Origin of the sequence: Curtobacterium sp. MCSS17_008 (assembly GCF_003234185.1) — a bacterium.
Lineage (GTDB): Bacteria > Actinomycetota > Actinomycetes > Actinomycetales > Microbacteriaceae > Curtobacterium.
The window spans coordinates 95,635-120,727 of the sequence record NZ_QKSM01000004.1; the positions used below are offsets into that span (position 1 = coordinate 95,635).

At 74.2% G+C, this 25,093-nt stretch carries 21 protein-coding genes; 11 read left to right on the forward strand and 10 right to left on the reverse strand.

Annotated features, from left to right (window positions below; translation table 11 throughout):
• Positions 1-25 precede the first annotated feature (25 nt).
• Positions 26-1,396 (reverse strand): M23 family metallopeptidase, encoded by a 1,371-nt coding sequence (locus DEJ23_RS06180; RefSeq protein ID WP_111239402.1) that lies wholly within the window; start codon positions 1,394-1,396, stop codon positions 26-28.
• A gap of 74 nt (positions 1,397-1,470) precedes the next feature.
• A complete protein-coding gene (locus DEJ23_RS06185; protein ID WP_111239403.1) occupies positions 1,471-3,159 on the reverse strand; it encodes a hypothetical protein in 1,689 nt (562 codons plus the stop codon).
• A gap of 86 nt (positions 3,160-3,245) precedes the next feature.
• Here DEJ23_RS06185 and pyrE point away from each other — a divergent pair, with 86 nt between their 5' ends.
• Positions 3,246-3,797, forward strand: coding sequence for an orotate phosphoribosyltransferase (pyrE, locus tag DEJ23_RS06190; protein ID WP_111239404.1), 552 nt, complete (start codon positions 3,246-3,248; stop codon positions 3,795-3,797).
• Positions 3,794-6,133 (forward strand): septum formation family protein, encoded by a 2,340-nt coding sequence (locus tag DEJ23_RS06195; RefSeq protein ID WP_111239405.1) that lies wholly within the window; start codon positions 3,794-3,796, stop codon positions 6,131-6,133. Before pyrE ends, DEJ23_RS06195 begins: the two co-directional genes overlap by 4 nt.
• An 89-nt stretch (positions 6,134-6,222) precedes the next feature.
• Here DEJ23_RS06195 and DEJ23_RS06200 read toward each other — a convergent pair whose 3' ends face one another.
• Positions 6,223-7,176: an aldo/keto reductase gene (locus DEJ23_RS06200; RefSeq protein ID WP_111239406.1), complete on the reverse strand. Its 954-nt coding sequence runs from the start codon at positions 7,174-7,176 to the stop codon at positions 6,223-6,225.
• Positions 7,177-7,288: 112 nt separating this feature from the next.
• Between DEJ23_RS06200 and DEJ23_RS06205 the strand changes: the two genes are divergently transcribed.
• Positions 7,289-7,933: a HEAT repeat domain-containing protein gene (locus DEJ23_RS06205; protein ID WP_111239407.1), complete on the forward strand. Its 645-nt coding sequence runs from the start codon at positions 7,289-7,291 to the stop codon at positions 7,931-7,933.
• A gap of 379 nt (positions 7,934-8,312) precedes the next feature.
• On the forward strand, positions 8,313-9,596 hold the full coding sequence (locus DEJ23_RS06210; RefSeq protein WP_258375287.1) for a sodium:proton exchanger: 1,284 nt from the start codon (positions 8,313-8,315) through the stop codon (positions 9,594-9,596).
• Positions 9,597-10,554: 958 nt separating this feature from the next.
• Here DEJ23_RS06210 and DEJ23_RS06215 read toward each other — a convergent pair.
• Positions 10,555-11,244 carry a metal-dependent transcriptional regulator gene (locus DEJ23_RS06215; protein WP_111239408.1) on the reverse strand — a complete coding sequence of 230 codons (690 nt, stop codon included), beginning with the start codon at positions 11,242-11,244 and terminating at the stop codon, positions 10,555-10,557.
• Between the two features lie 22 nt (positions 11,245-11,266).
• Between DEJ23_RS06215 and DEJ23_RS06220 the strand changes: the two genes are divergently transcribed.
• Positions 11,267-12,163, forward strand: a complete 897-nt coding sequence (locus tag DEJ23_RS06220; RefSeq protein WP_111239409.1) for a CPBP family intramembrane glutamic endopeptidase — start codon at positions 11,267-11,269, stop codon at positions 12,161-12,163.
• Between the two features lie 31 nt (positions 12,164-12,194).
• Here the strand turns inward: DEJ23_RS06220 and DEJ23_RS06225 are convergent, their stop codons facing one another.
• Positions 12,195-13,385 (reverse strand): glycosyltransferase, encoded by a 1,191-nt coding sequence (locus DEJ23_RS06225; RefSeq protein WP_111239410.1) that lies wholly within the window; start codon positions 13,383-13,385, stop codon positions 12,195-12,197.
• A gap of 61 nt (positions 13,386-13,446) precedes the next feature.
• Between DEJ23_RS06225 and DEJ23_RS06230 the strand changes: the two genes are divergently transcribed.
• Positions 13,447-14,343, forward strand: a complete 897-nt coding sequence (locus tag DEJ23_RS06230) for a UbiA family prenyltransferase (protein ID WP_111239411.1) — start codon at positions 13,447-13,449, stop codon at positions 14,341-14,343.
• Entirely contained in the window at positions 14,340-15,806 is a 1,467-nt protein-coding gene (locus tag DEJ23_RS06235) for an NAD(P)/FAD-dependent oxidoreductase (RefSeq protein ID WP_111239412.1), read from the forward strand. Before DEJ23_RS06230 ends, DEJ23_RS06235 begins: the two co-directional genes overlap by 4 nt.
• Positions 15,807-15,919: 113 nt before the next feature.
• Here DEJ23_RS06235 and DEJ23_RS06240 read toward each other — a convergent pair whose 3' ends face one another.
• Positions 15,920-16,717 carry an HAD-IIA family hydrolase gene (locus DEJ23_RS06240; protein ID WP_111239413.1) on the reverse strand — a complete coding sequence of 266 codons (798 nt, stop codon included), beginning with the start codon at positions 16,715-16,717 and terminating at the stop codon, positions 15,920-15,922.
• Between the two features lie 142 nt (positions 16,718-16,859).
• On the opposite strand from DEJ23_RS06240, the gene DEJ23_RS06245 reads away from it, so the two are divergent.
• Positions 16,860-17,531, forward strand: a complete 672-nt coding sequence (locus DEJ23_RS06245; RefSeq protein WP_181429145.1) for a TetR/AcrR family transcriptional regulator — start codon at positions 16,860-16,862, stop codon at positions 17,529-17,531.
• Between the two features lie 46 nt (positions 17,532-17,577).
• On the forward strand, positions 17,578-18,282 hold the full coding sequence (locus DEJ23_RS06250; RefSeq protein WP_375342263.1) for a TrmH family RNA methyltransferase: 705 nt from the start codon (positions 17,578-17,580) through the stop codon (positions 18,280-18,282).
• 22 nt (positions 18,283-18,304) lie between these two features.
• Here the strand turns inward: DEJ23_RS06250 and DEJ23_RS06255 are convergent, their stop codons facing one another.
• Positions 18,305-19,324: a LacI family DNA-binding transcriptional regulator gene (locus DEJ23_RS06255; RefSeq protein WP_111239414.1), complete on the reverse strand. Its 1,020-nt coding sequence runs from the start codon at positions 19,322-19,324 to the stop codon at positions 18,305-18,307.
• Between the two features lie 282 nt (positions 19,325-19,606).
• On the opposite strand from DEJ23_RS06255, the gene DEJ23_RS06260 reads away from it, so the two are divergent.
• Both DEJ23_RS06260 and DEJ23_RS06265 read left to right on the forward strand, forming a co-directional pair.
• The gene (locus DEJ23_RS06260; RefSeq protein ID WP_111239415.1) at positions 19,607-20,509 is read left to right on the forward strand and encodes an endonuclease domain-containing protein; all 903 of its coding nucleotides are present in this window, start codon (positions 19,607-19,609) and stop codon (positions 20,507-20,509) included.
• A gap of 10 nt (positions 20,510-20,519) precedes the next feature.
• On the forward strand, positions 20,520-21,323 hold the full coding sequence (locus tag DEJ23_RS06265; RefSeq protein ID WP_111239416.1) for an NAD(P)-dependent oxidoreductase: 804 nt from the start codon (positions 20,520-20,522) through the stop codon (positions 21,321-21,323).
• 176 nt (positions 21,324-21,499) lie between these two features.
• On the opposite strand, the gene DEJ23_RS06270 is transcribed toward DEJ23_RS06265, so the two are convergent.
• From DEJ23_RS06270 to DEJ23_RS06280, 3 genes are read right to left on the reverse strand one after another with little or no spacing between them, the layout of a single operon-like run.
• The gene (locus tag DEJ23_RS06270) at positions 21,500-23,569 is read right to left on the reverse strand and encodes a YhgE/Pip domain-containing protein (RefSeq protein ID WP_111239417.1); all 2,070 of its coding nucleotides are present in this window, start codon (positions 23,567-23,569) and stop codon (positions 21,500-21,502) included.
• On the reverse strand, positions 23,566-24,411 hold the full coding sequence (locus tag DEJ23_RS06275) for a hypothetical protein (protein WP_111239418.1): 846 nt from the start codon (positions 24,409-24,411) through the stop codon (positions 23,566-23,568). Before DEJ23_RS06275 ends, DEJ23_RS06270 begins: the two co-directional genes overlap by 4 nt.
• Positions 24,408-25,082 carry a TetR/AcrR family transcriptional regulator gene (locus DEJ23_RS06280; RefSeq protein ID WP_111239419.1) on the reverse strand — a complete coding sequence of 225 codons (675 nt, stop codon included), beginning with the start codon at positions 25,080-25,082 and terminating at the stop codon, positions 24,408-24,410. Before DEJ23_RS06280 ends, DEJ23_RS06275 begins: the two co-directional genes overlap by 4 nt.
• Between the last annotated feature and the right edge of the window lie 11 nt (positions 25,083-25,093).

Consider the following 25,093-nt stretch of genomic DNA (forward strand, 5'->3'; position numbering starts at 1 on the left):
TTCCGACGAGCGCCGCACCGGTGGGCTAGAAGCCGACGCCGCGCGCGGCCATGAAGGGCGCGGGGTCCGTGGTCGCACCGTTGATGTGGACCTCGAAGTGCAGGTGGCAGCCGGTGGAGTTGCCGGTCGAGCCGACGAGGGCGATGAGCTGCCCCGCGGAGACCTGCTGGCCGGGGGAGACCCGGAAGCCGCCGTCGACGATGTGCCCGTAGGCCGTCGCGACCCCGCCGCCGTGGTTGATGCGCACGTAGTTGCCGTAGCCGCCGTACCAGCCGACGTACTCCACCGTGCCGGCAGACGCGGCGACGATCGCCGTCGAGCACCCGCTCGTCAGGTCGAGCCCGTCGTGCTTGGTCACCGCACCGGTGATCGGGTGGACCCGGTAGCCGTACGGACTGATGACGTAGCCGCCGGCGGGACGGACCCACCCGCTGCCGGTGCCGGTGCCGACACCACTGCCGCCGCCGCTCGACCCGCCGACCGGGGCGCCGCCGCCGCCACCGCCGCCGCCACCGCCGCCGCCGTTCGCGGCCGCAGCGGCCTCGGCGGCCCGCCGTGCCGCTTCTGCCTGCCGTGCCGCTTCGGCCTCGGCCGCACGTCGGGCGCGCTCCTCCGCCGCCTTGCGTGCGGCCTCGCCCTTGGCGAACTCGGCCTCGGTGCGCACGCGGCCCGAGGTGAGGGTCGCGAGCTGCGCGTCGAGCCGGGCCTTGTTCTCCTGCTGCTCGTCGTAGGCGGTCTGCACCTTGTTCGAGGCCGCCTGGGCGGCCTGCATCTTCTCCTCCGCCTTCGCGGCGAGGTCGTCGAGGGCCTTGGACGCCCGGTCCGCCTGCGCGGTGAGCGAGCGGGCGACCGCTGCGTCAGCGGAGGCGGCGGACTCGACGCGCTCGGCCTGCTCCGAGAGCTTGCTCAGCGCACCGAGGTCGTACAGCAGGTCGCGGGCGTCCTCGCCCTCGGCCAGGACCGACGCGGTCACGTCCGCGCCGCCGTGCCGGGCCATCTGCGCCGCGAACTGACCGGCCTGGGCAGCACTCTGCTCGGCGATCTCGGCGTGCTCGTCGGCGTCGGCGCGGAGCTTCTGCTCCTTCGCAGCGGCCTCCTGCGCGTCGCTCTGGGCTTCGAAGAACTCGTCGCCGAGCCGCTTCGCCTCGGCCTCGGCGGCCCGTACCTCGTCCTTCAGGCCCGAGATGATGCCGCGGATCTGCGTGATCTGCTCCTGCTTCGCGGACTCCTGTCCCCGCGCCGCCAGGACCTCGTCCCACGAGGGGTACTTCGCCGCGCTGGCGCTCGGCGCGTCGACGAGCACCGTCGCGAGCAGCCCGGTCAGGGCGAGCCCGGTGGCGAGCAGGCGGAGACGGAGGGCGGGACGCTGGAGGCGGTGGCTTGTGGGACGAGTCACGGGGACGAGCCTATACATCCGTACAGACGATCCGGCACGCCGCCGCGCCGCATGTGGACAACTCCCGCCGCGTCTCAGAACCCGCGGTCGCGTCGGATCCGGTCGGCGCTGCCCACCACGTCGCGCCGCAGGGTCTCGGCACCGGGCGTACCGGCGTAGTCGTACACGTCGAAGCCGGTGCAGTGGGTGATCGTGGCCGGCCTGCCGAGCGAGTCCTCGACCGCCGTGGTCCAGACGTCGTTCGCCCCGATGACGACGAAGGTCGGCCGGGCGTCGCGGTAGGCGCCGAGGTCGACGAGCCACGGGTAGGTCTCGAACGTGTCCCGCACCTGCAGCAGCTCGACGTCCGTCGACGCGTACGCCGCCAGGGGCCGGACCGTCCAGAACTGCCCGACGCCGGTGACCTGCCGTCCGTCGGCCCAGCGGTCGAGGCACGCCGCCGGCGCGTACCGGGCGGTCGCGACGGCGGTGATCGTCCCCGGTGCGGTGGCGATCCCCGCGACGAGCACGACGGTGCCCGCCACCGCGAACGTGAGACGGAGGCCCCGACCCGGGCGGTGCACGCGGGTCCGGCGGACCGCGGTGCGGACGAGCTCGCCGACCGCGACGAGCGCGAGGAGCGGGGCGGTCACGACGGGCTCGAGGTACCGCGGCGTCTCCGAACCGGCGACGACCACCCCGACGGAGACGGCGACGACGGTGACGAGCGGCAGCACGGTCGCCACGAGCACGGTCCGCGCGGTCCGCACCCGCCAGGCCCACACCGTGCCGCCGACCGAGGCGACCACGCCGACGAACAGCAGCAGCAGGCCGACGTCGCCGGCCGCCGACCCCGCCCGGTCGTCGGTCAGCGCGGCGAAGAACGCGAGGGTGGCCCCGGCGCGCTCCGGGTGGACGTACGTCGACGGGTCCAGCGACACGAACGGTGCGAGGGGGATGCGCAGCAGGTACCCGACGACCGACCCGGCGACGAGCACACCGGACATCCACGCTGCCGGGCGCCAGGGCAACCGGCGTGCCACCGCGAGCAGCACGAGGGTGACGACCACCGGGCCCGCCGACCACGGCACGTACAGCGGGTTCGACGCCGTCGTGCACGCGGCGACGAGGCCGGTGACCACGAGGACGGTGACCGACGCCCGTCCGGTGCGCACCGTCCGGAGGACGAGCACCGCGGTGCCGAGCATCGCGAGCAGCGCACCGTAGTAGTAGGTCGTGGTGAGCAGCAGGGACCCGAGTTCGAGCGACGTCGCGGTCGCCGACGACTCCGTGAGCACCACCGCCGTCACGAAGCCGAGTGCGAGCGCCGACACCGCGATCCGGGCGGACCGTCGCGCGGCGGGCATGAGCTCGTCCGCTGCCGCCCGCACGAGGGCGTACACGGCGAGCAGCACGAGCACGCCGTTGAGCGCCAGGGCCTGCTGCGGCGTCGCGGTCACGAGGGAGCAGAGCAGGTAGACCGGCAGCTCGGGGAAGAAGAACAGTGCCGGTGACATCGCCCACTCGAACGGCTGCCCGAGCCGGATCGAGCGTTCGACGAGCGGCAGCAGCACGGAGTCGCCGTCGTACCAGAGCAGGGCGACCCGCTCGGTCGCCACGACGTGCCGCAGGGCGATGACGGAGAGGGCCAGCGCGACGACGGCGCCCAGTGCCTCCCGTCCGACCGCCGACCACCGACGCCGCGCACGCGACGCCGGGGCCGGTGCGATCGCGACCGGCTCCGACACCGGCGCGGGACCCGGTCCGGGCGCGGTCTGGGGCATGCAGCGGAGCGTACCCAGCACGGGTCGACGCCGCCTGCGGACGCCGGCGGGCGCGATCCGGGGCCGAACGACTACCCTTGTGGGCTGTGACCGACACGCGCGACCAGTTGATCCAGCACATCTCCGCCGACGCGGTGTTCCACGGCGACTTCACGCTGACCAGCGGCAAGCAGGCGTCGTACTACATCGACCTGCGGAAGGTGAGCCTCGACCACCGGGTCGCGCCGCTCATCGGACAGGTCATGACCGACCTGCTCCAGCAGGTTCCGGACGTCGACGCCGTGGGCGGTCTCACCATGGGGGCCGACCCGATCGCGAGCGCCGTGCTGCACCAGGCCGCCGCACGTGGACTGGCCTACGACGCGTTCGTCGTGCGGAAGGAGCCGAAGGACCACGGTCGCGGCCGCCAGGTCGAGGGCCCGGACGTCCGCGGCAAGCGCGTCGTCGTGCTCGAGGACACCTCCACCACCGGCGGGTCGCCGCTCAAGGCAGCGGAGGCGCTCGAGCGCGAGGGGGCGGTCATCGCGGCCGTCGCCGTCGTCGTCGACCGCGACACCGGCGCCAAGGAGCGCATCGAGGCCGCGGGCTACCCCTACTTCGCGGCGATCGGACTGGCCGACCTGGGGCTGAGCGCGTGACCGGGGAGCGTCCGGACGACGCGCGCGAGCCCGACGGTACGGCCGGCCCGGCAGACGGGGCGGACGGACAGGAGGCCCAGCGCGCGTCCGCCTCGGACGCTCCGTTCCGGGGGCTGCGGAGCGCCGCGGACATCTTCGGCGCGCCGCGTGCGGCCGACGAGTGGCCGTCGCGCCGCGAGCGGCGTGAGGCGGAGCGTGCGGCCCGCGAGACGGGTGCGCCGCTGCCGGAGCCCTTCGAGCCCACCACCGACGAGGCCGCCGTGCCGCCCGCGGCGACCCCCTCGGCGGTTCCCACCGACGACGCCGGCGCCACGCAGGCGATCCGGATGGACGACGAACTCCGCGAGCCCTCGGTCAACCCGCAGGCGGCCGTCGAGCACGAGCGCGAGACGCTGGGGGAGCGGATCCCGCCCGCGGCGCCGGTGCCGCCGACGAGCACCGTGTCGCACCCGTCCTCGATCTCGCTGCCCACGGCGATGCGCCACCGCGAGCAGCGTGCCGCGGAGAACCGCGAGGTCGACGACGAACGCCGTCGGCTCGACCCGTTCGGGCAGGGCCGCAGCGACGTCGACTGGCTCGGCCGGGCGACGGGTTCGCAGCCGCCCGCGCCCGAGCAGACGCCCACCGGTCCCGTCGCGCAGCCGCTCGGGGTCGGGAACGTGCTGCCGCCGACACCGGCCGCGCCGACGAACGAGCCGCCGAGCTTCACCGAGCTGCTGCGGTTGCAGGGCACGGAGGACACCACGCGGACGGGCGCGACGGAGCGGCCGTTCGACTGGGCGATCCGCGACGCCGAGACCGGTGAGGTCCCCACGACGCTGACCACCGACCGGTTCGACACGACGGCGCTCGGAGCCGGGTCGTGGTCGCTGGCGGACGACTCGGACGACGACGTCGTGTCCGGGGAGGTCGACACCCCCGCCGGTGGGCTGCCGAGCGAGTTGCTCGCCGCACCGGCACCGGCACCGGCACCGGCACCGGCACCGGCACCGGCGCCGGACGCGGGCTCGGGTGCTGCCGAGCAGGACACCCCGACGACGGCACTGCCCGCGGTGGCCCACGAGGTGCCTGCCGGTGACGCTGGGGACGACGACGAGGACACGACGGCCCCGGGGACGCCGGCGCCCGTCGCGGCCGCGACCAGCCCCTGGTGGGCGGAGCCCGACGCCACCGTGCCCCCGACGGCAGCCCCGCCGCTGGTCGAGCCGGACGCGCACGACGCCACCGCCGCCTACCCCGCCCACCTGCCGCCGTCGGTCGGGCAGGACCTGGGGGCTCTCGCCGCCGCACGGAGCGGACACGACGAGCGCGCGGAGCCCGACCAGTACGACGAGCGCGCGGAGCCCGACCAGTCCGCCGAGCGCGACGAGCAGTCCGCGGAGCGTCTGCCCGCCGCTGCGCCGGACGACCTCGACCAGTCCGAGTGGGACGGCCGCGAGACGAGCGACACGAGCGTCATCAAGGACCTCTTCGGCACGGCGGCCGTGGGGCAGCTCGGCGGCACCGGGTACGACCCGGACGATCCGCGCACCCGGATGATGCCCGCGGTCGGCGGCCCGACCGGGTCGGCCGTCCCGGAACCCGGTCAGGACCGCACCCAGGACGGCTCCCGGACCGCTGTCGGGTCGGCTGCCGGGTCGGCTGCCGGGTCGGCCGGAGGTGACGACGGCGAACGGGACAACTTCATCAACGAGGGCTTCGGCCGGCTCGCCGGTGAGGGCAGGCGCGGCAAGCAGCTGCTCGTCGTCGGCGCGGTCGTGCTCATCGTCCTGATGCTCCTGGCGGTCTTCGGGCTGACCCGCTGGATCCTCGGTGGCTCCATCGGCGAGGAGCGCGCCCCGGCCGCGAGCGCGAGCGCGACCTCGGAGCCGTCGGAGGCCGACTCGCCCTCAGCGGCACCGTCCTCCGAGGCCGCCGCACCGTCGGCACCGGCGCAGCCCCTGCAGTTCGCCACGACCCCGGCGGCACCCGGCGAGCACCCGTGGACCGACCTCGCGGGCGGCGAGTGCCTCTCGCCGTACACCGACGCGTGGGCGCAGACCTACACGGTGGTCGACTGCGCGTCCCCGCACGCTGCCCAGTTGACCGCTCGGGTGCAGGTGAACGCCGGGCAGTGGCCGGGGCCGGACGCACTCGCCGCGCAGGCGTCCGAGGTCTGCCAGAGCGCACAGGCGATCGACACCGCCGCGGCCGCCACGTACGGGGACGTGCAGGTGCAGGGGTCGTACGCACCCGACCAGGAGACCTGGGACCGTGGCGGCACGTTCATCTCGTGCTTCGCCACGCGCTCGTCGGGCCAACCCCTGACGGGCTCGCTCGCCCCGAGCGGCGCCTGACCCTCCTTCCGCCGGACGCGACGTCGGCAGGTCCTCGCAGCGCGGTCCCACTGCGGGCGACCGCCGACGTCGCGTCTGGTGACGGGGCGTCAGGACGCGGCGGGGACCTTCGCGGACGCCTCGTCGAGCGTGCGGAGCTCCTCGGCGCTGAGCTCCAGGTCCGCGGACGCCAGGAGCGCCGGCAGCTGTTCGGTGTTCCGCGCGCTCGCGATCGGCGCGACGACGTCGGGCTGTGCCTGCAGCCAGGCCAGGGCGACCGAGGCGATCTCGGCCCCGTGGCCCCGGGCGATCTCGTCGAGGGCACCGACCACCGCGAGTCCCTCGTCGGAGAAGTACCCGGAGACCTGTCCCTCGCGGTCCTTGCCGGCGAAGTCGTCCGCCGTCCGGTACTTCCCGGTGAGGAAGCCCGCGGCGAGGGCGAAGTACGGCACGACGCCGAGGCCCTCGGACGCGGCGAGCGGGGCGATCTCCGACTCGTACGGCTCGCGGGTGACCAGGTTGTAGTGCGGCTGGACGGCGACGGGCAGCGCGAGGTCGTGCTCCTTCGCGATGCGGATCCACTCCTCCGCCCGTGCGCGCGAGTAGTTCGAGATCGCCGTGTACCGGACGAGCCCCTCGCGGACGAGCTGGTCGAACGCCCGCACGGTCTCCTCGAGCGGGGTGTCCTGGTCGTCGAAGTGCGCGTAGTACAGGTCGATCCGATCGGTCCCGAGACGCTCGAGGCTGGCGCGGGCGGCCGCGGCGACGTTCGACGCCGACAGCCCGCTGTACTGCGGGTGCTGCGAGACCTTCGTCGCCACGACGACGTCGTCGCGCTTGCCGGACGCTCGCAGCCACGAACCGATCACCCGCTCCGACTCGCCGCCCTCGTTGCCCGGAGCCCATGCCGAGTACACGTCGGCGGTGTCGATGAAGTCACCGCCGGCACCCGTGTAGGCGTCGAGCACCCGGTGCGAGGTCTGCTCGTCGGCGGTCCAGCCGAAGACGTTGCCGCCGAGGGCGAGGGGGAACACGTGCAGGTCGCTGGTTCCGATGCGGGGCATGCGGGGTCCTTTCGTGGTCGTCGGTGCCCCACGGCCGTCGGCCGGGGACCGGTCCACGCTATGCCTCGGCCCCGCGCACGGAACCAGCGGTCACACGGTGTTGCATGAGGGGATGACCACCCTCGCCGACGCCCTCACCGACCCCCGCCCGTCCGCCCGACTCCGCGCCGTCATGGCCGCGGGCACCGAGGCGCGGCCGTCCGACCTCGAGGTGCTCGTCGAGCAGTGCGCGGTGGATCCGGACCTGCAGGTGCGTGAGGCGTTGACGTGGGCGCTCGTGCGGCTGCCGGCGGAGTCGGTCGTGCCGCGCCTGGTCGACGAACTGCACCGACCCGAGGCGCAGGCCCGCTCGCAGGCGCTCCACACGCTGTCCAAGATCCGCGACGGCGCCGTGTACCCCGAGGTCGTGGACCGGCTCGGCGACGACGACCCCGGCGTGCGTCGGACGGCGTGGCGCGCGGCGGTCCTGCTGGCTCCGGACGGTGAGGGACCCGCACTCGCCCGGCATCTGGCCCGCGAGCTCGGGCAGGGGGACCGTGAGACCCGGCTGGCCCTGAGTCGCGCGCTCGTCACACTCGGTGAGGACGTCGTCGCCCCCGTCCTGGCCGACGTCGCGGAGCGACGCGGCGAGGCGGTCCGGGAGCACGTCGAGGAGACCGAGCGGATCCTGCGCGACCCGGACGCCGCGTCCGCGCTCGCCCTGGAGCGCGCCCGACGCGAGATGGCGTTGGGACGCGGCAAGCGCGCCTCCGGGTGACCACGGGACGGCTGGGAGGCACGGTGCGGCGCACCCACGCGCCTCCCGTCCGGCAGCGGCGGTCGGATGCGCGCCCGCGACCCGACGTCTGCACGCGCGGCACCGCACTGTTCCGTGGCGGGCCGGAGAAGACCTGGATTCGGTTCGACGAACAGGGCCGATCGGCTTGCACGAGCGGATCGGGGCACGGCAGCATGGTCGGCGAAGGGGAGTAGCTCCCAGCGCGTGCATCGACACACTGGCCATCACGAAGATCGGCCCGGTGCACCACCCGCCGGTCCCACCCGGCGGGCGAGCGAGACCTTCGGCCGTCCTGCCGTGCCGAAGCGCTCCCCCATCCCCGCGTCTCCGGTGCGGCCCCGACCAAGGGACCATCCCCGTGATCGACACCTCCACGCCCACGCCTGCCCGCGAGCACGCCCCGCCCGCCCGGATGGGCCGCAGCGCCTGGGGGCGCATCGCGATCTGCATCGTGGTCGCCCTGCCCGCCGTGGTCTTCCGGATCAGCGGGTCCGCGCCGGACCCCGTCGTCGACCTGTTCGTCTCCGGCGGCGCGGTCGTCGCCGCCTCGTTCCTGCTCGCCTGGGCCGCCGAGGCCGCGCAGAAGGACATCTCCGGAGCGCTCGCGATCGCGATCCTCGCGCTCATCGCCGTCCTGCCCGAGTACGCGGTCGACCTGTACTACGCGTTCCGCTCCGGCTCCGACCCCGCCTACGAGCAGTTCGCCGCCGCGAACATGACCGGCTCGAACCGGCTGCTGCTCGGCTTCGGTTGGCCGCTCGTCGTGATCGTCTCGCTGCTCGTCGCCCGTCGGTACGTCCGTGCCGGAGCCCTGCCGGCGTCGACGACGAAGGTGCTGCAACTGGAGCGGTCCTCGCGGCTGGACATCGGGTTCCTGGCGCTGCTCGCGGTCGTCGCGTTCCTCATCCCGCTGACGGGCTCCATCCCGCTGTGGTTCGGGTTCGTGCTGCTCGCCGCGTTCGCCGCGTACCTGTGGCGGGCGTCGAAGGTGCCCGACGACGGGGAGGACGAACTCGTCGGGATGGCGGGCGACATCGCCTCGATGCCGCAGCGTGCTCGCCGGTGGACCATCGTCGGGCTCTTCGTGGTCGCCGCCGCGGTTATCCTGTCGTCCGCGGAGCCGTTCGCCGAGGCACTCGTGGCCTCCGGCGGCGCGCTCGGCATCGACAGCTACTTCCTCGTGCAGTGGCTCGCGCCGCTCGCGACCGAGGCCCCCGAGTTCATCGTCGCCGCGCTCTTCGCCCTGCGCGGGATGGGCGGCGCGGCGATCGGGACGCTCATCGCCTCGAAGGTGAACCAGTGGTCGCTGCTCGTCGGGTCGCTGCCGATCGCGCACGTGCTCGGCGGTGGGACCACGGGCGGGCTGCCGCTCGACGGTCGGCAGGTCGAGGAGTTCGTGCTCACCGCGTCGCAGACCGTGCTCGGGGTGGCGATCATCATCGCGCTGCGCTTCCACCGGTGGTCGGCGCTCGCGCTCGTGGCGCTGTTCGCGGTGCAGTTCGTCGTGACGGACACCGGCGGGCGGTGGGTGCTCAGCGCGGTGCACGTCCTGCTGGCCGTCGCGGTGCTCTGGGTGAACCGGGCGTCGATCCTGCCGACGCTGCGCGCGCCGTTCCGGCGGGCGGGCGCGCCGGCCGCCTAGGGCGCGGGCGCGGCGGCCGGGCGCGGCAGGCGCCGCGGCGGCGGCCGGGCGCGGCAGCCTTCCGGTCGCACGACGTGCCGTCGGCGGGCGTTCCGTTCGCACAACGTGCCGTTGGCGGCGGAGGTGAGCGGCGTGTCGTGCGACCTGGTCGACGGGTCTGGAGGCGCGGGGCGGGCTGGCGCCGAGCCTCCTGTCTGGCGGGTTGCGCGCGGTTCCGGTCGCACGATGTGCCGTCGGCGGGCGTTCCGGTCGCACGACGTGCCGTTGGTGGCGGAGGTGAGCGGCGTGTCGTGCGACCTGGTCGACGGGTCCGGAGGCGCGGGGCGGGCTGGCGCCGAGCCTCCTGTCTGGCGGGTTGCGCGCGGTTCCGGTCGCACGACGTGCCGTCGGCGGGCGTTCTGGTCGCACGACGTGCCGTTGGTAGCGGAGGTGAGCGGCGTGTCGTGCGACCTGGTCGACGGGTCTGGAGGCGTGGGGTGGGGCTGGCGCCGAGCCTCCTGTCTGGCGGGTTGCGCGCGGTTCCGGTCGCACGACGTGCCGTCGGCGGGCGTTCCGGTCGCAGGACGTGCCGTTGGCGGCGGAGGTGAGCGGCGTGTCGTGCGACCTGGTCGACGGGTCTGGAGGCGTGGGGTGGGCTGGCGCCGAGCCTCCTGTCCGGCGGGGGCGCGCGCGGTTCCGGTCGCGCGAGGTGCCGTTGGTGGCGGAGGTGAGCGGCGTGTCGTGCGACCTGGTCGACGGGTCTGGAGGCGTGGGGCGGGTTGGCGCCGAGCCTCCTGTCTGGCGGGTTGTGCGCGCGGTTCCGGTCGCACGACGCGCTGTCGGCGGGCGTTCCGGTCGCACGACGCGCCGTCGGCGGCGGAGGTGAGCGGCGTGTCGTGCGACCACAGGGGTGCTGAGGACGGTGCTGGGGACGGCGGGGCGGCAGGCCGCGACGACGGGGGCCGCGCGGCGACGGGGGTCAGTCGGCGTCGGGGGCGAGCCAGATCGACGACGCGGCGGCGGCCGGCAGGTCGACGAGCGACTCCTCGCCGTCGGGGGACCGGCGGGCGACGGCGATCACCCCGGCGTAGTCGCGCACGCGCTCCACCCGGAGGTGGGTGCCGAGGCCGACCCCGAGTTCGTCGAAGTACCGGAGCAGCGCCGGGTCGTCGTCCGACACACGGTCCACGACCCCGCACGCGCCGGGCTCGATCGCGCCGAGCAGCGTCCCCGGGGACGACGGGACGGTGCCGTCCGCCGCCGGGATCGGATCGCCGTGCGGGTCGTGCGTCGGGTGGCCGAGGTCGGCGTCCACCCGGTCGAGGAACGTCTCGGACACGGCGTGCTCGAGCGCCTCGGCCTCGGTGTGGACCTCGTCCCACGAGTAGCCGAGCCGCCGCACCAGGAAGGTCTCGATGAGCCGGTGCCGTCGGACCATCGCCACCGCGACCTGCTGCCCGAGCGGGGTGAGCACGACGCCGTAGTACGGGGTGTGCTCGATGAGGCCGTCACGGTCGAGCTTCCGGAGGTTGCCGGACACCGTCGAGGCCGACACCCCGAGCGCGGCCGCGATGTCACGCGTCGCCAGACCCCCGTCGCCGCGCTCCCCGGCCTTCCACACCAACTTGACGTAGTCCTCCGCCATGGTCGAGAGGGAGGGCAGACGCATGCGTCAATGGTACAAACGGCGGGTGACCACCTCCGCGCCCGCACGTCGTGCTCGTCCCACCGTGCGGCGCTGGCCGGTGCCGCCGTCGCTCCTGCTCGGCCTCGCCCCGCTCGTCACCTTCGCCGCCGTGAGTGCCTGGCGCTCGCGGCCGAGCGACGACTACGGCTCCCTCGGGCGGACGGTCGACAGCGTCGTGGGAGCGCTCGTGATCCCCGAGGGCATCGCCGTCGTCGTCCTCTGCGTGTACGTGACGGCACTGGGTTGGTGGCGGGTCGCGACGGTCGACCGTGGGAGGTCGGCGCTGCGGTGGACGGTCACCGCGCCGGTCCTCATCGCCGTGGTGTGCGTCGCCCGGCTGCCGCTCGTCGAGTGGGGAGCGCAGCCCGTCCGCTACTTCGTGCTGCTGGCCGTCGGGGTGCTGTTCGTCGGGGTGTTCGAGGAACTGCTCACCCGCGGGGTGCTGCTCGTCGGCCTGCGGCGACGCCTGCCCGAGTTCGGCGTCTGGATCGCCTCGTGCGTGCTCTTCGGGCTGTTGCACTTCCTCAACGTGCTCGCCGGGGCGGGAGTCGGCACCACCGTCGTCCAGGTGGTGTTCGCCGCGTCGTTCGGCTCGACGCTGTACCTGGCCCGTCGGCTGACCGGCAACCTGCTCGTCCCGGTGCTGCTGCACGCGTTCTGGGACTTCGGGTCCATCGCGGTCTCCGCCACGGTCGACCTGCAGGACGTTGCGCGGATCGTGCCCGCCGGGCTCATCGGGCTGTTCGCCTTCGCGGTGCTCGCGCTGGGCGTCGTCGCCGGCGGCCTGGTCGCCTGGCGCGACGATCGACCCCGCCGCCTGCGGCGCCGGTGGCGGTCGGTACCGCCCGTGGAGGCGGTCGCGGCGCAGGCGGCCGAGCCGCGCCTCCCGTCCGCCCTCTGACGGCCCGGGCCCAGGCGACGGGGCCCGCGACTCAGAGGGACTCGAGCACGTCGAGCGCCCGCTGCACCCCGTGCTCCCGCCGCACGAGGTGGCCGACCTCGGCCGCCCGTGCACGTCGGGACAGGGCGTCGCCCATCGCCTGCGTGAGGGCACCGGCCGACGCGCGGCGCAGCGGGACCGGGGCGGCGGCCACCCCGAGACGGTGCAGTTGGGCGGCCCAGAACGGCTGGTCGGCGGTGACGGGCACGACGACGGCGGGCACGCCGGCCCGGGCGACGGCGTGGGAGGTGCCGGCCCCACCGTGGTGCACGGCGAGCGTCGCGCGCGGCAGCACCGCGTCGAGCGGCGTCGACCGTACCGCCAGCACGTCCGGGCCGCAGCACCCCGGTGGCAACGCGAGCCCACCCCACCCGGTGACGAGCAGCACCCGCAGGCCGTGGGAGCGGGCGGCCGTGACGATCGCCTGCCCCCGCGCCGACGCGTCCCCCCTCGCCATGGAGCCGAACGAGGCGACGACGCAGGGGCCGGCGTCCACGAACTCGCGGACGACGGGGTCGGGGGAGGCCGCCCCGTCGTACCAGGCCCCCGTCTGGTGCACCCGCTCCGGCCAGTCGTCGGGCCGCGGCAGCAGTGCGGGACTCACGGCCATGAGCGTCGCGCGCGACGGCGACCGCCGGGCGGGACGACGACCACCCGGGAGCCCGGCAGCGGCGCGCGCCACGTCGGCGTCGAGGAGGCGTGCGGCCGCGCGCGGTACGGCGTAGGTGAACCGGTTGGCCGCGCCGAGGTCGCGGGTGGCCGTGGGGCCGCCGGCCGCCGGGAACCGCTCGCTCGGGGTGGCCACCGGCGCGAACTCCACGAGCACGCGCGGCACACCGAGCGAGTCCGCCACCATCGGCGCACTGAGGACCAGCGGGTGGTGGACCACCACGTCGGGGTCGAAGGCGACCGTCTCACGCACCGCGGCGGCGAACAGCCGCCGCATCCCGTGCCGCACCTCGTCACGGACGTGGCGTGCGAGCGCCCGAGGGGTGCGACCGGCGGGGGAGAGCATCCGCCGCACGTCCAGACCGAGTGCCACGGCGTCCACCCCCTCGGGCGCCTCCGCGTCGTCGGGCAGGGCCAGCCGGACGTCGTGACCGCGGGAGGCGGCCTGTCGCGCGAGGACGGCGAAGGGCTCCACGTCGCCCCGGGTGCCGGCGGTGAGCAGCATCATGCGCATCCGCCGAGTGTGCCCCGGAAGCCTCCGCCGACGTCGACCTGCGCCGGGTACGCTCGGCCGGGTGACCGACGGGAGCGAGTTGACCTCGCGCACCGCGGTGCCCAGGATCGGTGTGGCGGTGCGCCGCCTGGTGCTCGTCTCGCGCCCGGTGCTGTGGATCAACACCATCGGCTCCGGCCTCGTCGGCGTGTGGCTCACGGGCACGCTGTTCGACCTGCGCGCGCTGCCGGTCATTCTGTGGCTCACCCTGCCGTTCAACCTGCTCATCTACGGTGTCAACGACATCTACGACCAGGACACGGACGCGGCCAACCCTCGCAAGGGTTCCATCGAGGGTGCCAGGATCCGGCAGTCCGAGGTGCGGCTCATCGCCTGGGCCGTCGCGGTCACCAACCTCCCGTTCCTCGTCGCCTTCTCCCTCACGCTGCCGCCGCTCGCGAACGCCGCGATCCTGCTCTACGCGGGTGTGTTCGTCTTCTACTCCGCACCGCCGCTGCGCTTCAAGGCGCGGCCCTTCCTCGACTCGCTGAGCAACGCGGCCTACGCGCTGCCACTGGTCATCGTGCCCGTGGCCCTCGGGACGACGCCGGTGTGGCCGGCCGCCGTCGGGCTCATGGCCTGGAGCGTGGCGAAGCACGCCTTCGACGCCGTGCAGGACATCGTCGAGGACCGCGACGCGGGCATCACCACCACCGCGGTGCGGCTCGGTGCCTGTGGGACGGCCCTGTGGAGCGGGGCCTGGTGGATCGTCTCGACGGCACTGTTCGCCGTGGTGAGCATCCCCGTGGCCGCCGTCAACCTCCTGATCGCCGGCGTGCTCGTGGTGGCCCTGCTGCGCGACCCGACGCCGGAGACCGGGCACCGCCTGTACCGTCTGTCGGTCGCCTTCCCGTACATCGCGGGGTCGTTCGCCGGGGTGCTGCTGATGGTCTCGATCGTGTTGGTGGGTCGCCCGTGAGCCGCATCGTCGTGGTCGGCGGTGGGATCGGTGGACTCACCGCCGCCGCGCTGCTCGCGCACGCAGGCCACCGGGTCACCCTGCTCGAGGCCTCGACCGAGCTCGGCGGCAAGAGCCGTCGCATCCAGCTGGGAGCGGACCGGGTCGACACCGGCCCGTCCCTGGTGACGTTCCCGGCGGTGTGGGACGAGCTGCTGCGGCGGCTCGGCGACGGCGGAAGTGCCCGTGACCGCGCCAGCGGCGACCGCGCCCGCGGCGACGACCGCGTGCGGGACGACGGTCACCTCGACCTGGTGCGGATGCCCGAGGTGGGCCGCTACTACCACCAGGGCGAGGAGACCTCCCTGCCGGTGGCACCCGACCACCCCTGGTACCCCGCCTGGCGACGGTTCTCCGACCTGCACGCGCCCCTCGCCGACGACGTGACCGAGCTGCTGCTCGCCGACCCCCTCGACCGTGCCGCCCTTCCGGCCGTGCGGAGGCTGCTGGCCGTCTACGGCTCGCGCCTCACGACGCGTGCGTACCTCGACGGCCTGCAGTGGCTGCCGGACGGGCTGCGCGAGATCATCGCGATCCACACCCTCAACGCGGGCGTCTCACCCGCTCGTACCCCGGCCCTCTACGCGAGCATGCCGGCGATCATGGCGGAGACCGGGGCCTGGGTCCCCCGCGGTGGCGTCTACGAGGTCGTGCTCGCACTGGGCCGGTTGGCCGAGGCGGCAGGCGTCGACGTCCGCACCGGTGAGGCCGTCACCCACATCGAGCGCGGCTCGGTCACCACCGAGGCCGGACGCCACCCCGCCGACCTCGTCGTCAGCGCGGTGGACGCCGATCGGCTCGCCGCACTGACCGGTCCATCACGGATCCCGACGCTCCCCCGTCGGCGCCCCCGCGCCCTCTCCTGCTCGGCCGTCGCGCTCTACGGCGTCCTGCGGGAGGAGCTGCCGGCGGACCTCGCGCCGCACAGCGTGGTGCTGCCGACGAAGCCCGCTGCGCTCCACCGGAGCCTCGAGGCGGGCGACGAGCCAGCGGACACCATGGTGTTCGTCAACCAGTACCGTGCGGGTGAGGTGTACCCGAACACGCGCAGCACCGTCGGTGTGCTGCTCACCGCCCCCGCCGACGGTGGCCACTACACGGTCGAGCACCCCTTCGTGCGGCGCGAGGTCGACCGCGTCTCACGGGTGATGGGCCTCGACCGGCCGATCACCGACCTCCTCGACGAGCAGGTGGTGCTCGACCCGCACCACTACGGCGTGGGCGGCGAACCCCACGGCGCGCTCTACGGGGCGGCGCGTCCGCCGTGGCAGAGCGGGCCGTTCCACCGCCCCTCGTACAACGACCCCTGGCGGCCCTGGTTGTGGCGGGTCGGCGCGTCGGTGCACCCCGGTGGCGGGGTCCCGGCGGTGGTGGGCGGCGCGATGATCGCGGTGAACCGCCTGCTGCAGTCCACGCCGGCCTGACACCGGGCGCGGGCGGCGTCCTGCGGTCGACGCCGGCCTGAGACGGGGCGGCGTCGCGGGACGACGAGCGTCGCGGGACGACAAGCGTCGCGGGAGACGCCCCGGATCTCGCCCTAGAGCTCGACCTCGACAGGTTCGGCGCGGACGAGCTCGTGCACGCCGGCGATGACCTCGCTCGGGCGGAACGGGTAGCGGTCGATCTCGGCCTGGTCGCTGATGCCCGTCATGACCAGGACGGTGTGCAGCCCCGCCTCGATGCCGGCCTGCACGTCGGTGTCCATCCGGTCGCCGATCATGCCGGTGTTCTCGGAGTGCGCCCCGATCCGGTTCATCGCCGACCGGAACATCATCGGGTTCGGCTTACCGACGACGTACGGCTGCTTGCCGGTGGCCTTCTCGATCATCGCCGCGATCGCACCCGTCGCCGGCAGGACACCCTCGGCCGATGGCCCGGTCGCGTCCGGGTTCGTGACGATGAACCGCGCGCCGTCGCGGATGAGCCGGACGGCCTTCGTGATCGCCTCGAACGAGTAGTTCCGCGTCTCACCGACGACGACGTAGTCGGGCGCCGTCTCGGTCATGATGAACCCGGCCTCGTGCAGGGCCGTCGTCATGCCGGCCTCGCCGATCACGAAGGCCGAGCCGCCGGGCATCTGCGAGCGGCAGAAGTCCGCCGTTGCGAGCGCACTCGTCCAGATGCGCTCCTCGGGGACCTCGAGCCCCGACCAGCGGAGCCGGGCGCTCAGGTCGCGGGGCGTGAAGATCGAGTTGTTCGTCAGGACCAGGAACTCGGTGCCCTCGTCGAGCCACTGCTGGATGAGCTCGGGAGCCCCCGGCAGTGCCTGGTTCTCGTGGACGAGCACGCCGTCCATGTCGGTCAGCCAGCACTCGACGTCGTCGCGGGTCGCCATGACCACAGCGTACTGGGGAGGGCCGCGGCGAGTCCGGCGGTCTGGTCACCCGGCCACCGGGACCTGGCCGACCGGACACCGAACGGCGTTCGGCTTTGGGCTACCATTTTCGGGACACGTACCGGATCAAGGAGGCCTCCCCGTGCTCGTCGACCCCGGACCCCCGACCGCCCAGCCCCGGACCGCGACCGACCCCGCACCGCGTCGCCGCCGCGGTCGCCCGAACGTCCTCAGCCGCGAGCAGGTGATCGACGCCGCGACGACCATCGCCAACGAGGAGGGGCTCGACCGCCTGTCCTTCCGCGCGCTCGGTGCCCGGCTCGGGGTCGCGCCGATGACCGTGCACCGCACCATCGGCGGTCTCGACGACCTGCACGCCGAGCTCGTCCGACGCACCGTCGACGAGTTCACCGCCACCTTCGTCTGGCCGGACGACTGGCGCTCCGTCATCCGTGTCTTCGCCTGCACCTTCCGCGACCTCATGCGCACCCACCCCCTGGTGCTCGAGTCGCACAGCCAGCGCGCACCGCTCGCCTCGACGGAGTCGGACGCCGTCACGAGGAAGGTCGTCGGCGCCCTGCAACAGGCCGGCCTGTCCGAGCGCGAGGCCATGTACGCGTTCTTCGTCGTCTACGACTTCGTCGTCGGGCACGCCGGCGTGCAGGTCGGTCGCGGCGACACCGAGGCCGGTCGCCCGGAGCGGCACCCGGTGGTCCGCGAGGTCCTCGGCGAGCACTCGTACGACGAGCGCTTCGACCTCGGTCTCGACATCATCACCGCCGGCATCGAGGCCCGCGTCGGCGCGCACCGCTGACGGTCGCCGGACGGGAGGCGCGGGGCACGCGCCCTACGCTGGTCACGTGACCGAGCGCCTCCCGTCCGACCCCGCGGTCCCGTCGACGGGACCGGCCCGCCCGGACGGCCCCGTCCCGGGACTGCCACCGACGCACGAGGCCACCACGAACGGCGTCGGCCCCCACCCCGAGCCGTGGCCGGACGACCCGCGGCTCGACCCGGAGCTCCTGGCCGCCGGGGACACCCGCAACGTCGTCGACCGGTTCCGGTACTGGTCGATGGACGCCATCGTCGCCGAGTTGGACACGCGTCGGCACGCGTTCGACGTCGCGATCGAGAACTGGCAGCACGACCTGAACATCGGGTCCATCGTGCGCAGCGCGAACGCCTTCCTCGCGGGCACCGTGCACATCATCGGCCGGCGCCGCTGGAACAAGCGCGGGGCGATGGTCACCGACCGCTACCAGCACGTGCGGTACCACCCGGACGTCGCCGCGTTCCTCGCCGCCATGCGCGAGGAGCACCGACCCGTGGTCGCGATCGACAACACCTTCGGTGCCGACCGCATCGAGACCGCGGCGATCCCGGAGCGCTGCGTGTTCCTGTTCGGGCAGGAGGGGCCCGGGCTCACCGACGAGGCCGTCGCCGGAGCGGACGCCCACCTCGAGATCACGCAGTTCGGGTCGACGCGGAGCATCAACGCCTCGGCCGCCGCGGCGATCGTCATGCACGCCTGGGTCGTGCAGCACGCGGAGCTGCCGGCCGACTGAGCGGGGCGCAGCCCGGGCGGGGTCAGCGGGCTGCGGTCGTGCGGCGGGCGACGAGCCGGGGCTCGACGAGGGTCTCCTGCGCCGGCGTGGTCGGGTCGGCGATCCGGGCGAGCAGCCGCTCCCCGGCGCCGCGACCGATCTCGACGCTGCGGTCGTCGATGCTCGTCAGCCCGACGTAGGCCGTCGCCGCGAGTGGCGTGTCGTCGTAGCCCATGACCGAGACGTCCTCGGGCACGCGCAGGCCACGCGCCGCCAGGCCGGACATCGCGCCGAGCGCCATCACGTCGTTCGCCGCGAACACCGCCGTGACGTCGGGGTGGGCATCGAGGAGGAGCCCGACGGCCTCGGCGCCGGCCGCCTCGGTGGGTTCCCCGGGCATGACGCGGGTGACGAGTGAGGCGGGTGCCGTGGCGGAGGCGACCCCTGCCTCCAGGCCGGCGAGCCGTTCCGCGGAGGCGGCGGACCGTCCGCCGACGAAGCCGATGCGGGTGTGGCCGAGGGTGAGCAGGTGCTCGGCCGCCATCCGGCCGCCGGCGCGGTCGTCGTTGGCGACGGTGTCGGCGCGGGGCAGGGCCGCGCGGCCGCCGGCGACCACGACGGGCATGCTGGCCGGGATGGCGAGGTCGGTGTCCGGCTCGCCGGCGATGACGATGCCCTCGACGCGCATGGACAGGAAGCCCTCGACGGGGGAGACGTCGAGCCCGGTGTTGAGGAAGCGGTCGGCCACGACGAGGCGGTGGCCCTGGTCCTGCAGTGCCTCGCGGAGCCCGGTGAGCAGGTCGACGAACCACTGGTTCCGGAAGTCGTCGAGCACGACGCCGATCGTGCGGCTGCGGGTGCCGGCGAGCGAGACGGCAGCGGTGGACGGGCGGTAGTCGAGCTCCTGGATCGCCTGGAGGACGGCCTCGCGGCGCTGGTCGCTGACCTTCGGGGAGCGCTGCAGCACGAGCGAGACGAGGGACTTCGAGACGCCGGCGCGCGCGGCGACGTCGTAGATGGTCGCGGGCTTGCCGTCTGCGGTGGCGGGCGTGCCGTCTCCCATGATCTCCTTCGACCTGTCGTGGTGTCCCTCGATCGTAGCGGCGGCCGTGCGCCGCTGCCCTGCGGCCCTGCGGCCCTGCGGCCCTGCGGCCCTGCGCCCCGCGCTCCTGCGGCCTCGCTGCTCGCTGATGGAGCAGAAGACGTCGAGTGCCGGCACCCGACCCGACGTCTTCTGCTCCACGAACGGCGGTGCGACTCCTGCACAGGCTCACCGGACCCGGGCGTTCTGCACAGATCGGCCACGGATCGCCTCCGATCGGCCCGACTCGGCGACGCTCGGAGCATGCGCCCACGACCGCTCCCGAAGGACCTGCGCACCAGGAGCTTCGACGTCCACGCCGCGGACCGCGCGGCGGTGCACCGCGAGCGACTCCGTCGTCGTGACCTGGTCCGGCCGACGCGGTCCCTCCGGTGGCACCGACACCGACCGCTGACGGGCATCGATCGCATCCGCGCGTTCCGGCCGGTGCTCGGCCCCGGTCAGTTCATCAGCCACCTCTCGGCGGCGGTGCTGTGGGGCCTGCCCTTGCCGCGCGGTCACCCCGGTGACGATCCGGTGCACGTGACGAGTGTTCGACCGGCTGCACAGATGCGGCGCGCGGGTGTCGTCGGGCACCGGACCACCGAGGACCGCGCACGGGTCGTGACGCGGTGGGGCATGCCGACGAGCGCACCGGCGACGACATGGGTGGAGTGCGGTGCGGTCCTCGGGCTCGACGACCTCGTGGTGCTCGGGGACGCAGTGCTCGCGAGCCGCGCGTGCGCGACGTCGGTCGAGGACCTCGTGTCGGCGCTCTCCGCGCGGGGTCGGTGCCCGGGGGTGCGGGCACTCCGTGCTGCGCTGGTACTCGTGCGACCGGGGAGCGGTTCGCCGCAGGAGACCAGGGCCCGGTTGGGCATCGTCCGGGCGGGGCTCCCGGAACCCGGAGGACAGGTCGAGATCCGGGACGAACGAGGGCGGTTCGTCGGCCGCGCAGACTTCGCGTACCGCCGGGAGCGCATCGTCATCGAGTACGAGGGCGACCAGCACCGGACGGATCGTGCGCAGTGGGAGTCCGACCTGCGGCGCTACCGAGCGTTCGAGCGCCTCGGGTGGACGGTGCTGCGCTGGAGTCGGGCCGACATCACGACCCACCGCGTCGAGGCCCTCGCCGAGCTGGCAGGACTGCTGCGACGACGGGGGTAGCGTCCGGCGCATGGCGACGCTGCTGCTGACGGGTGCTGCTGGTCGGATCGGGACGGCGCTCCGTCCACGGCTCCGTGCAGCCGGCCACGACCTCGTGTTGTTCGACGAGCGGGAGCCCACGGAACCGGTCGTCGCGGGTGAGCGGCTCGTGACCGGCACCGTCGCTGACCTGGAAGCGCTCGACCTCGCGCTCGTGGGGGTCGACACGGTCGTGCACCTCGCGGGCATCCCGACCGAGGACGCCTGGGACGACCTGGTCGCGGTGAACCTGACCGGCACGAAGAACCTCCTGGAACGGGCGGCCGTCGCGGGAGTGCTGCGCGTAGTGCAGGCGAGCTCGATCCACGCGGTCGGTCGCGTGCCCGAGCCGGAGGCCGCACCAGACAGCGTCCCGGGCGACCGGCTGCCCCGTCCGGACACTTACTACGGCGTGACGAAGGCCGCGATGGAACTGCTCGGCAGTCTGTTCGCCGACCGGTTCGAGATGTCGATCGTCTCAGCGCGGATCGGAGCGTTCGGGGAGCGGCCGTCGAGTCGTCGTGCGTTGTTGATGTGGACCTCGGCCGACGACCTCGCCCGCCTCGTCGAGGCGACGGTCGCGCTCCGCGAGCCCGGGCACCACGTCGTCTGGGCGCTGTCACGCAACCAGGGGAGCCCGGCGGACCTCACTGCCGGCGAGCGGATGGGCTTCGTGCCGGTCGACGACGCGGCGACGGCCCTCGACGCCGACGAGCGCGCCGCCCTGCCCGACGAGGACATGCGCTGGCTCGGGGGAGCGCTCGCCGACGTCCCGCTCGGTCGTCGGGCGGGCTGACGCTCCCGCGACCTGGCCGCGGGCCCCGTTCATGGAGCAGAAGACGTCGAGTGCGCGGGCGCGACTCGACGTCTTCTGCTCCATGAACGGCAGCGGGGCCGGGCGCGCGGGGCCGGGTCGGTCGCGGGGCGCGGGCGCGCGACCGCGCCCGCGCCCGCACGCCCGCGCCCGGGCCGCTACCCGATCAGGCTCGGCCGCAGGTCGCGCAGCGTCCGCGAGCGGGTCTGCCGTGCCGTCACGACGAACGAGACGAGCAGCGCCCCGAGCAACCAGCACGCGAGCACCCCCGTGTCGGACCACACCGCCGCGAAGGACCCGCCGTACATCGTCTGCCGCAGTGCATCGACCGAGTACGTCATCGGCAGCGCGAAGTGCAGCGCCGCCAACGGCCCGGGGAGCGTCTGCCACGGGAAGGTCCCGCCGGCGGTCACGAGCTGCACGAGCATGAGCACCAGGCCGAGGAACTGCCCGACGGACCCGAGCAGCACGTTGAGCGCCATGATGATCGCCGCGAAGGTCGCCGACGCGAGCACCATGATCCCCACCGTGGCCCCGGCGTGCATGACGTCGAGGTCGAGCGCGAACCGCACGATCAGGAACAGCGCCGCCATCTGCACCACCCCGAGCAGCGCCGGCGTCAGCCAGCCGCCGAGCACCACCGACAGCGGCTTCCGCACCGCGGTGATCGCCCGCTTCGAGATCGGCTTGAGGATGAGGAACAGCGCGTACATGCCGATCCACGCCGCGAGCGAGATGAAGAACGGCGCGAGGCCGGCGCCGTAGTTCGACGCGGCGGCGATGTTGTCGTCGCCGACCTGCACCGGGTCCGAGATCACGGACGCCTGCGAGGAACGCTGCGACGCGGTGGACGCGGGGATCTTCGTGCGGCCCTGGTCGAGCTTCGTGGCGAGCTCCTTCGAGCCGTCCTCGAGCTGGTCCACGCCCGCCGAGAGCTGCGAGGCGCCCGACGCCGCCGACGCCGCACCGTCCGCGAGCGATGCCGCACCGGAGGACAGCGTCGGTGCGGCAGCGGCCAGCTTCGACGTGCCGGCCGCGACCTGCGACGAGCCGTCCGCGAGCTGCGACGCACCGCTCGAGGCCGACGCGATGCCGTCCGCGAGCGCGGGCGACGCCGAGGCGAGCTCGGACGTGCCGGCGGCGACCTGTGCCGAGCCGTCGCGGAGCTGGTCGACGGCCGACTTCGTCGACGCGTAGGTCTCCTTGGCCGATGCCCCGGCGCTGTTGACGTCGCCGACGGCCGTCGTGATGGCCTGCTGCTGCTCCTCCGTCAGCGTGACGCCCTCCGGCAGGTTCGCGGTGATCTGTGCGAGCACGGCCTGTGCGTCCACCGGCTGCACCGCGTCGACGTCGGCGCTGTACGAGTCGACCTCCTCGGCGAGCGCAGCGTTCCCTGCGGCCACCCGCTGCGCGCCGTCGTTCAGCTGCGCGGTCTGTGCCGGCAGCTGCGCCGTCTGCTGCTGCGCGTCCGCCAGCCCGGACGCCAGGGCCGAGGCCCCGGACGCGACCTGCTGGGCGCCGCTGTCGAGCTGCGCGGTCTGCGACGGCAGCGCTGCGGTGCCGGAGGCGAGCTGCGCGGCACCGGCCGACAGTTCCGAGGTGCCCGACGCGAGCGAGGAGGCTCCGTCCGCCGCCTCGGTCGAGCCCTTCGCCAGCTGCCCCGCTCCGTCGACGGCGTCGCCGAGGCTGTCCCGCACGTCGGCGAGCCCGACGAGCAGCGTCTTCGCGGCCTGCTTGCCGACCCGCTCGGCGACGGCGGTGCGCATGGTCTTGCCCGCCTGCTCCGCGATCGTCGACGCGAGGTACGAGTTCGTGTCCGCGGTCGTCATGACGAGTTCGGCCCGTTTCGGGTCGTCGCCCCGTGCGGACACCAACGCCTCCGAGAAGTCGTGCGGGATCGTCACGACGAAGTCGTAGGTGCCGTTCCGCACACCGGAGCGTGCGTCGGTCGCGGTCGTCTCGGTCCAGTCGAAGTCGGCGCCGTCGATCGCCTCCTTCGTGACGTCCTTGCCGTAGTCGACCCGGTCGCCGTCGAGCGTCGCGCCGGCATCCTGGTCGACGATCGCCGCCGGGATCTGGTCGAGCTTGGCGTAGGGGTCGCGGTTCGCCCAGAGGTAGGCGCCGCCGTAGAGCAGCGGCACCACCATGAGGGCGATGAACGCCAGCCGTGCGAGCGGCGTGGCGGTGAGGCGCGCCAGTTCGGCGCGGACGAGCGAGGGGATGGTCACGCGGGTGCCTCCGTCGGGACGGTTGCGGGTGCTTCGAGGTCGGACGGGAGGCGCGGCTCGCCCCCGTCGGGTGTGCCCACGCTGGCCGGTCCCGACGCACCGCGGAGCCTGCGGAGCGGTGTGGCGGTCGAGCCGGTGGGGAGGGTCGCGTCGTCGGGACCCCCGGTCTGGGTGCGGTCGGGTGCGCGGTCGGTGTCGTCGTCTGCCGTGCCGGTCGGCGGTTCGGCGCCGGGGGCGGCGACGGTGTCGAGCAGTTGCTCGACGGTGGCGGCGGCGGCCTTCGACGTCACGAGGACGACCGTGACGCCGCGCCGGGCGACGTCGCGCACCACGGCGAACCAGTCGGCCACGGCGCCCCCGTGCCGCTCGGGCGAGGTGAGCACGATGCCCGTGACCCCGTCCCGCAGCAGCGCGAGCTCCACGAGCAGCCGCACCCGGACATCGGTCGGGACCCGCTGCACGTGCGTGTCGGCGTGGTCGCGCATCCCGAGCTCGTCGAGCACGGTGTCGACGTGGTCGCGGGAGGGGCGCTGCCCGGCGAACGCGAGCTCCTCGCGCACGATCTTCCGGAGCGTCATGACGGGGAACGGCTCGGCGACCCCGGGGGTGTCCACGAGCGCGAACGTGCGGCGCACGGCCGCGGCGTCCTCGGTGCCGTCGAGCAGCACCCGACCCGTGTCGGGTCGCATCCGTCCGCCGGCGACGAGCGACGCGAGCACGGGCGCCTGCTCGGTCTCGACGGCAACCACGCCGGGGCGGCCCGGTGTGGCGACGGCGGACACGACCGGCAGTGCGGCCCCGGGCTCGTCGCCGATGCCGACGTGGTCGAGTTCGAGCGTCATGCGCGGGCCTCCGTGGGCGTCGTGACCGTGGTCGTGGGGGCGGCGGGCTCGGACAGCAGCGCGGTGCGCCAGTCGATGCCAGCGGTGCCGAGGGCCGACAGCACCACCATGCGCCGTCCGGCCTCGTCGCTCGTGCCGGAACGGGTGGCCTCGTCGAGGACGGCGATGCACGCGGCCTCGACGAGACGGGCGAGCGTGTCGGCGTCGACGTCGTCACGCATGGAGCCCTCGTCGATGCCGAGCGCGCACGCGGACCGGACCTGTGCCCGCAGCGGTGCGAACACCTCGGCCACGGACTCGGCGAACGGGCTGCGCAGGGCGACCCGGGCCATCGAGCGCACGTGGGAGACCTCGGCCCAGAGGGTCACCGCGATGGCCGCCAGCCGTGCGGCCGGGGGCAGGGCCGCGAGGTCCGAGGACGACGGCATGGCGCCGGCGATGCGGGCGGCGCCGCCGGTCACCACCTCGCGCACCAGGTCGTCGCGGGAGGGGAAGTGTCCGTAGACCGCACGGCGCGAGAGGCCCGCGGCGCTCGCGATGGTCTCGAGCGAGGCGTCGGGGTCCTGCTGCAGGACGGTGCGCGCCGCCTCGATCAGGGCGGCGCGGTTCTCGGTCGCGTCGCGCCGGGGCGCGCGTCCGGGCTGATCGCGGCTGGTCGTGGGGCTGGTCACGGGACGAGCGT

Bases quoted from the DNA above. Each gene is read 5' to 3' on its own strand.
- DEJ23_RS06205 (WP_111239407.1), top strand. From the start codon at position 7,289: ATGACCACCCTCGCCGACGCCCTCACCGACCCCCGCCCGTCCGCCCGA.
- DEJ23_RS06185 (WP_111239403.1), bottom strand. From the start codon at position 3,159: ATGCCCCAGACCGCGCCCGGACCGGGTCCCGCGCCGGTGTCGGAGCCG.
- DEJ23_RS06260 (WP_111239415.1), top strand. From the start codon at position 19,607: ATGCGCCCACGACCGCTCCCGAAGGACCTGCGCACCAGGAGCTTCGAC.
- DEJ23_RS06255 (WP_111239414.1), bottom strand. From the start codon at position 19,324: ATGGGAGACGGCACGCCCGCCACCGCAGACGGCAAGCCCGCGACCATC.
- DEJ23_RS06240 (WP_111239413.1), bottom strand. From the start codon at position 16,717: ATGGCGACCCGCGACGACGTCGAGTGCTGGCTGACCGACATGGACGGC.
- DEJ23_RS06275 (WP_111239418.1), bottom strand. From the start codon at position 24,411: ATGACGCTCGAACTCGACCACGTCGGCATCGGCGACGAGCCCGGGGCC.
- DEJ23_RS06265 (WP_111239416.1), top strand. From the start codon at position 20,520: ATGGCGACGCTGCTGCTGACGGGTGCTGCTGGTCGGATCGGGACGGCG.
- DEJ23_RS06215 (WP_111239408.1), bottom strand. From the start codon at position 11,244: ATGCGTCTGCCCTCCCTCTCGACCATGGCGGAGGACTACGTCAAGTTG.
- DEJ23_RS06225 (WP_111239410.1), bottom strand. From the start codon at position 13,385: ATGCGCATGATGCTGCTCACCGCCGGCACCCGGGGCGACGTGGAGCCC.
- DEJ23_RS06200 (WP_111239406.1), bottom strand. From the start codon at position 7,176: ATGCCCCGCATCGGAACCAGCGACCTGCACGTGTTCCCCCTCGCCCTC.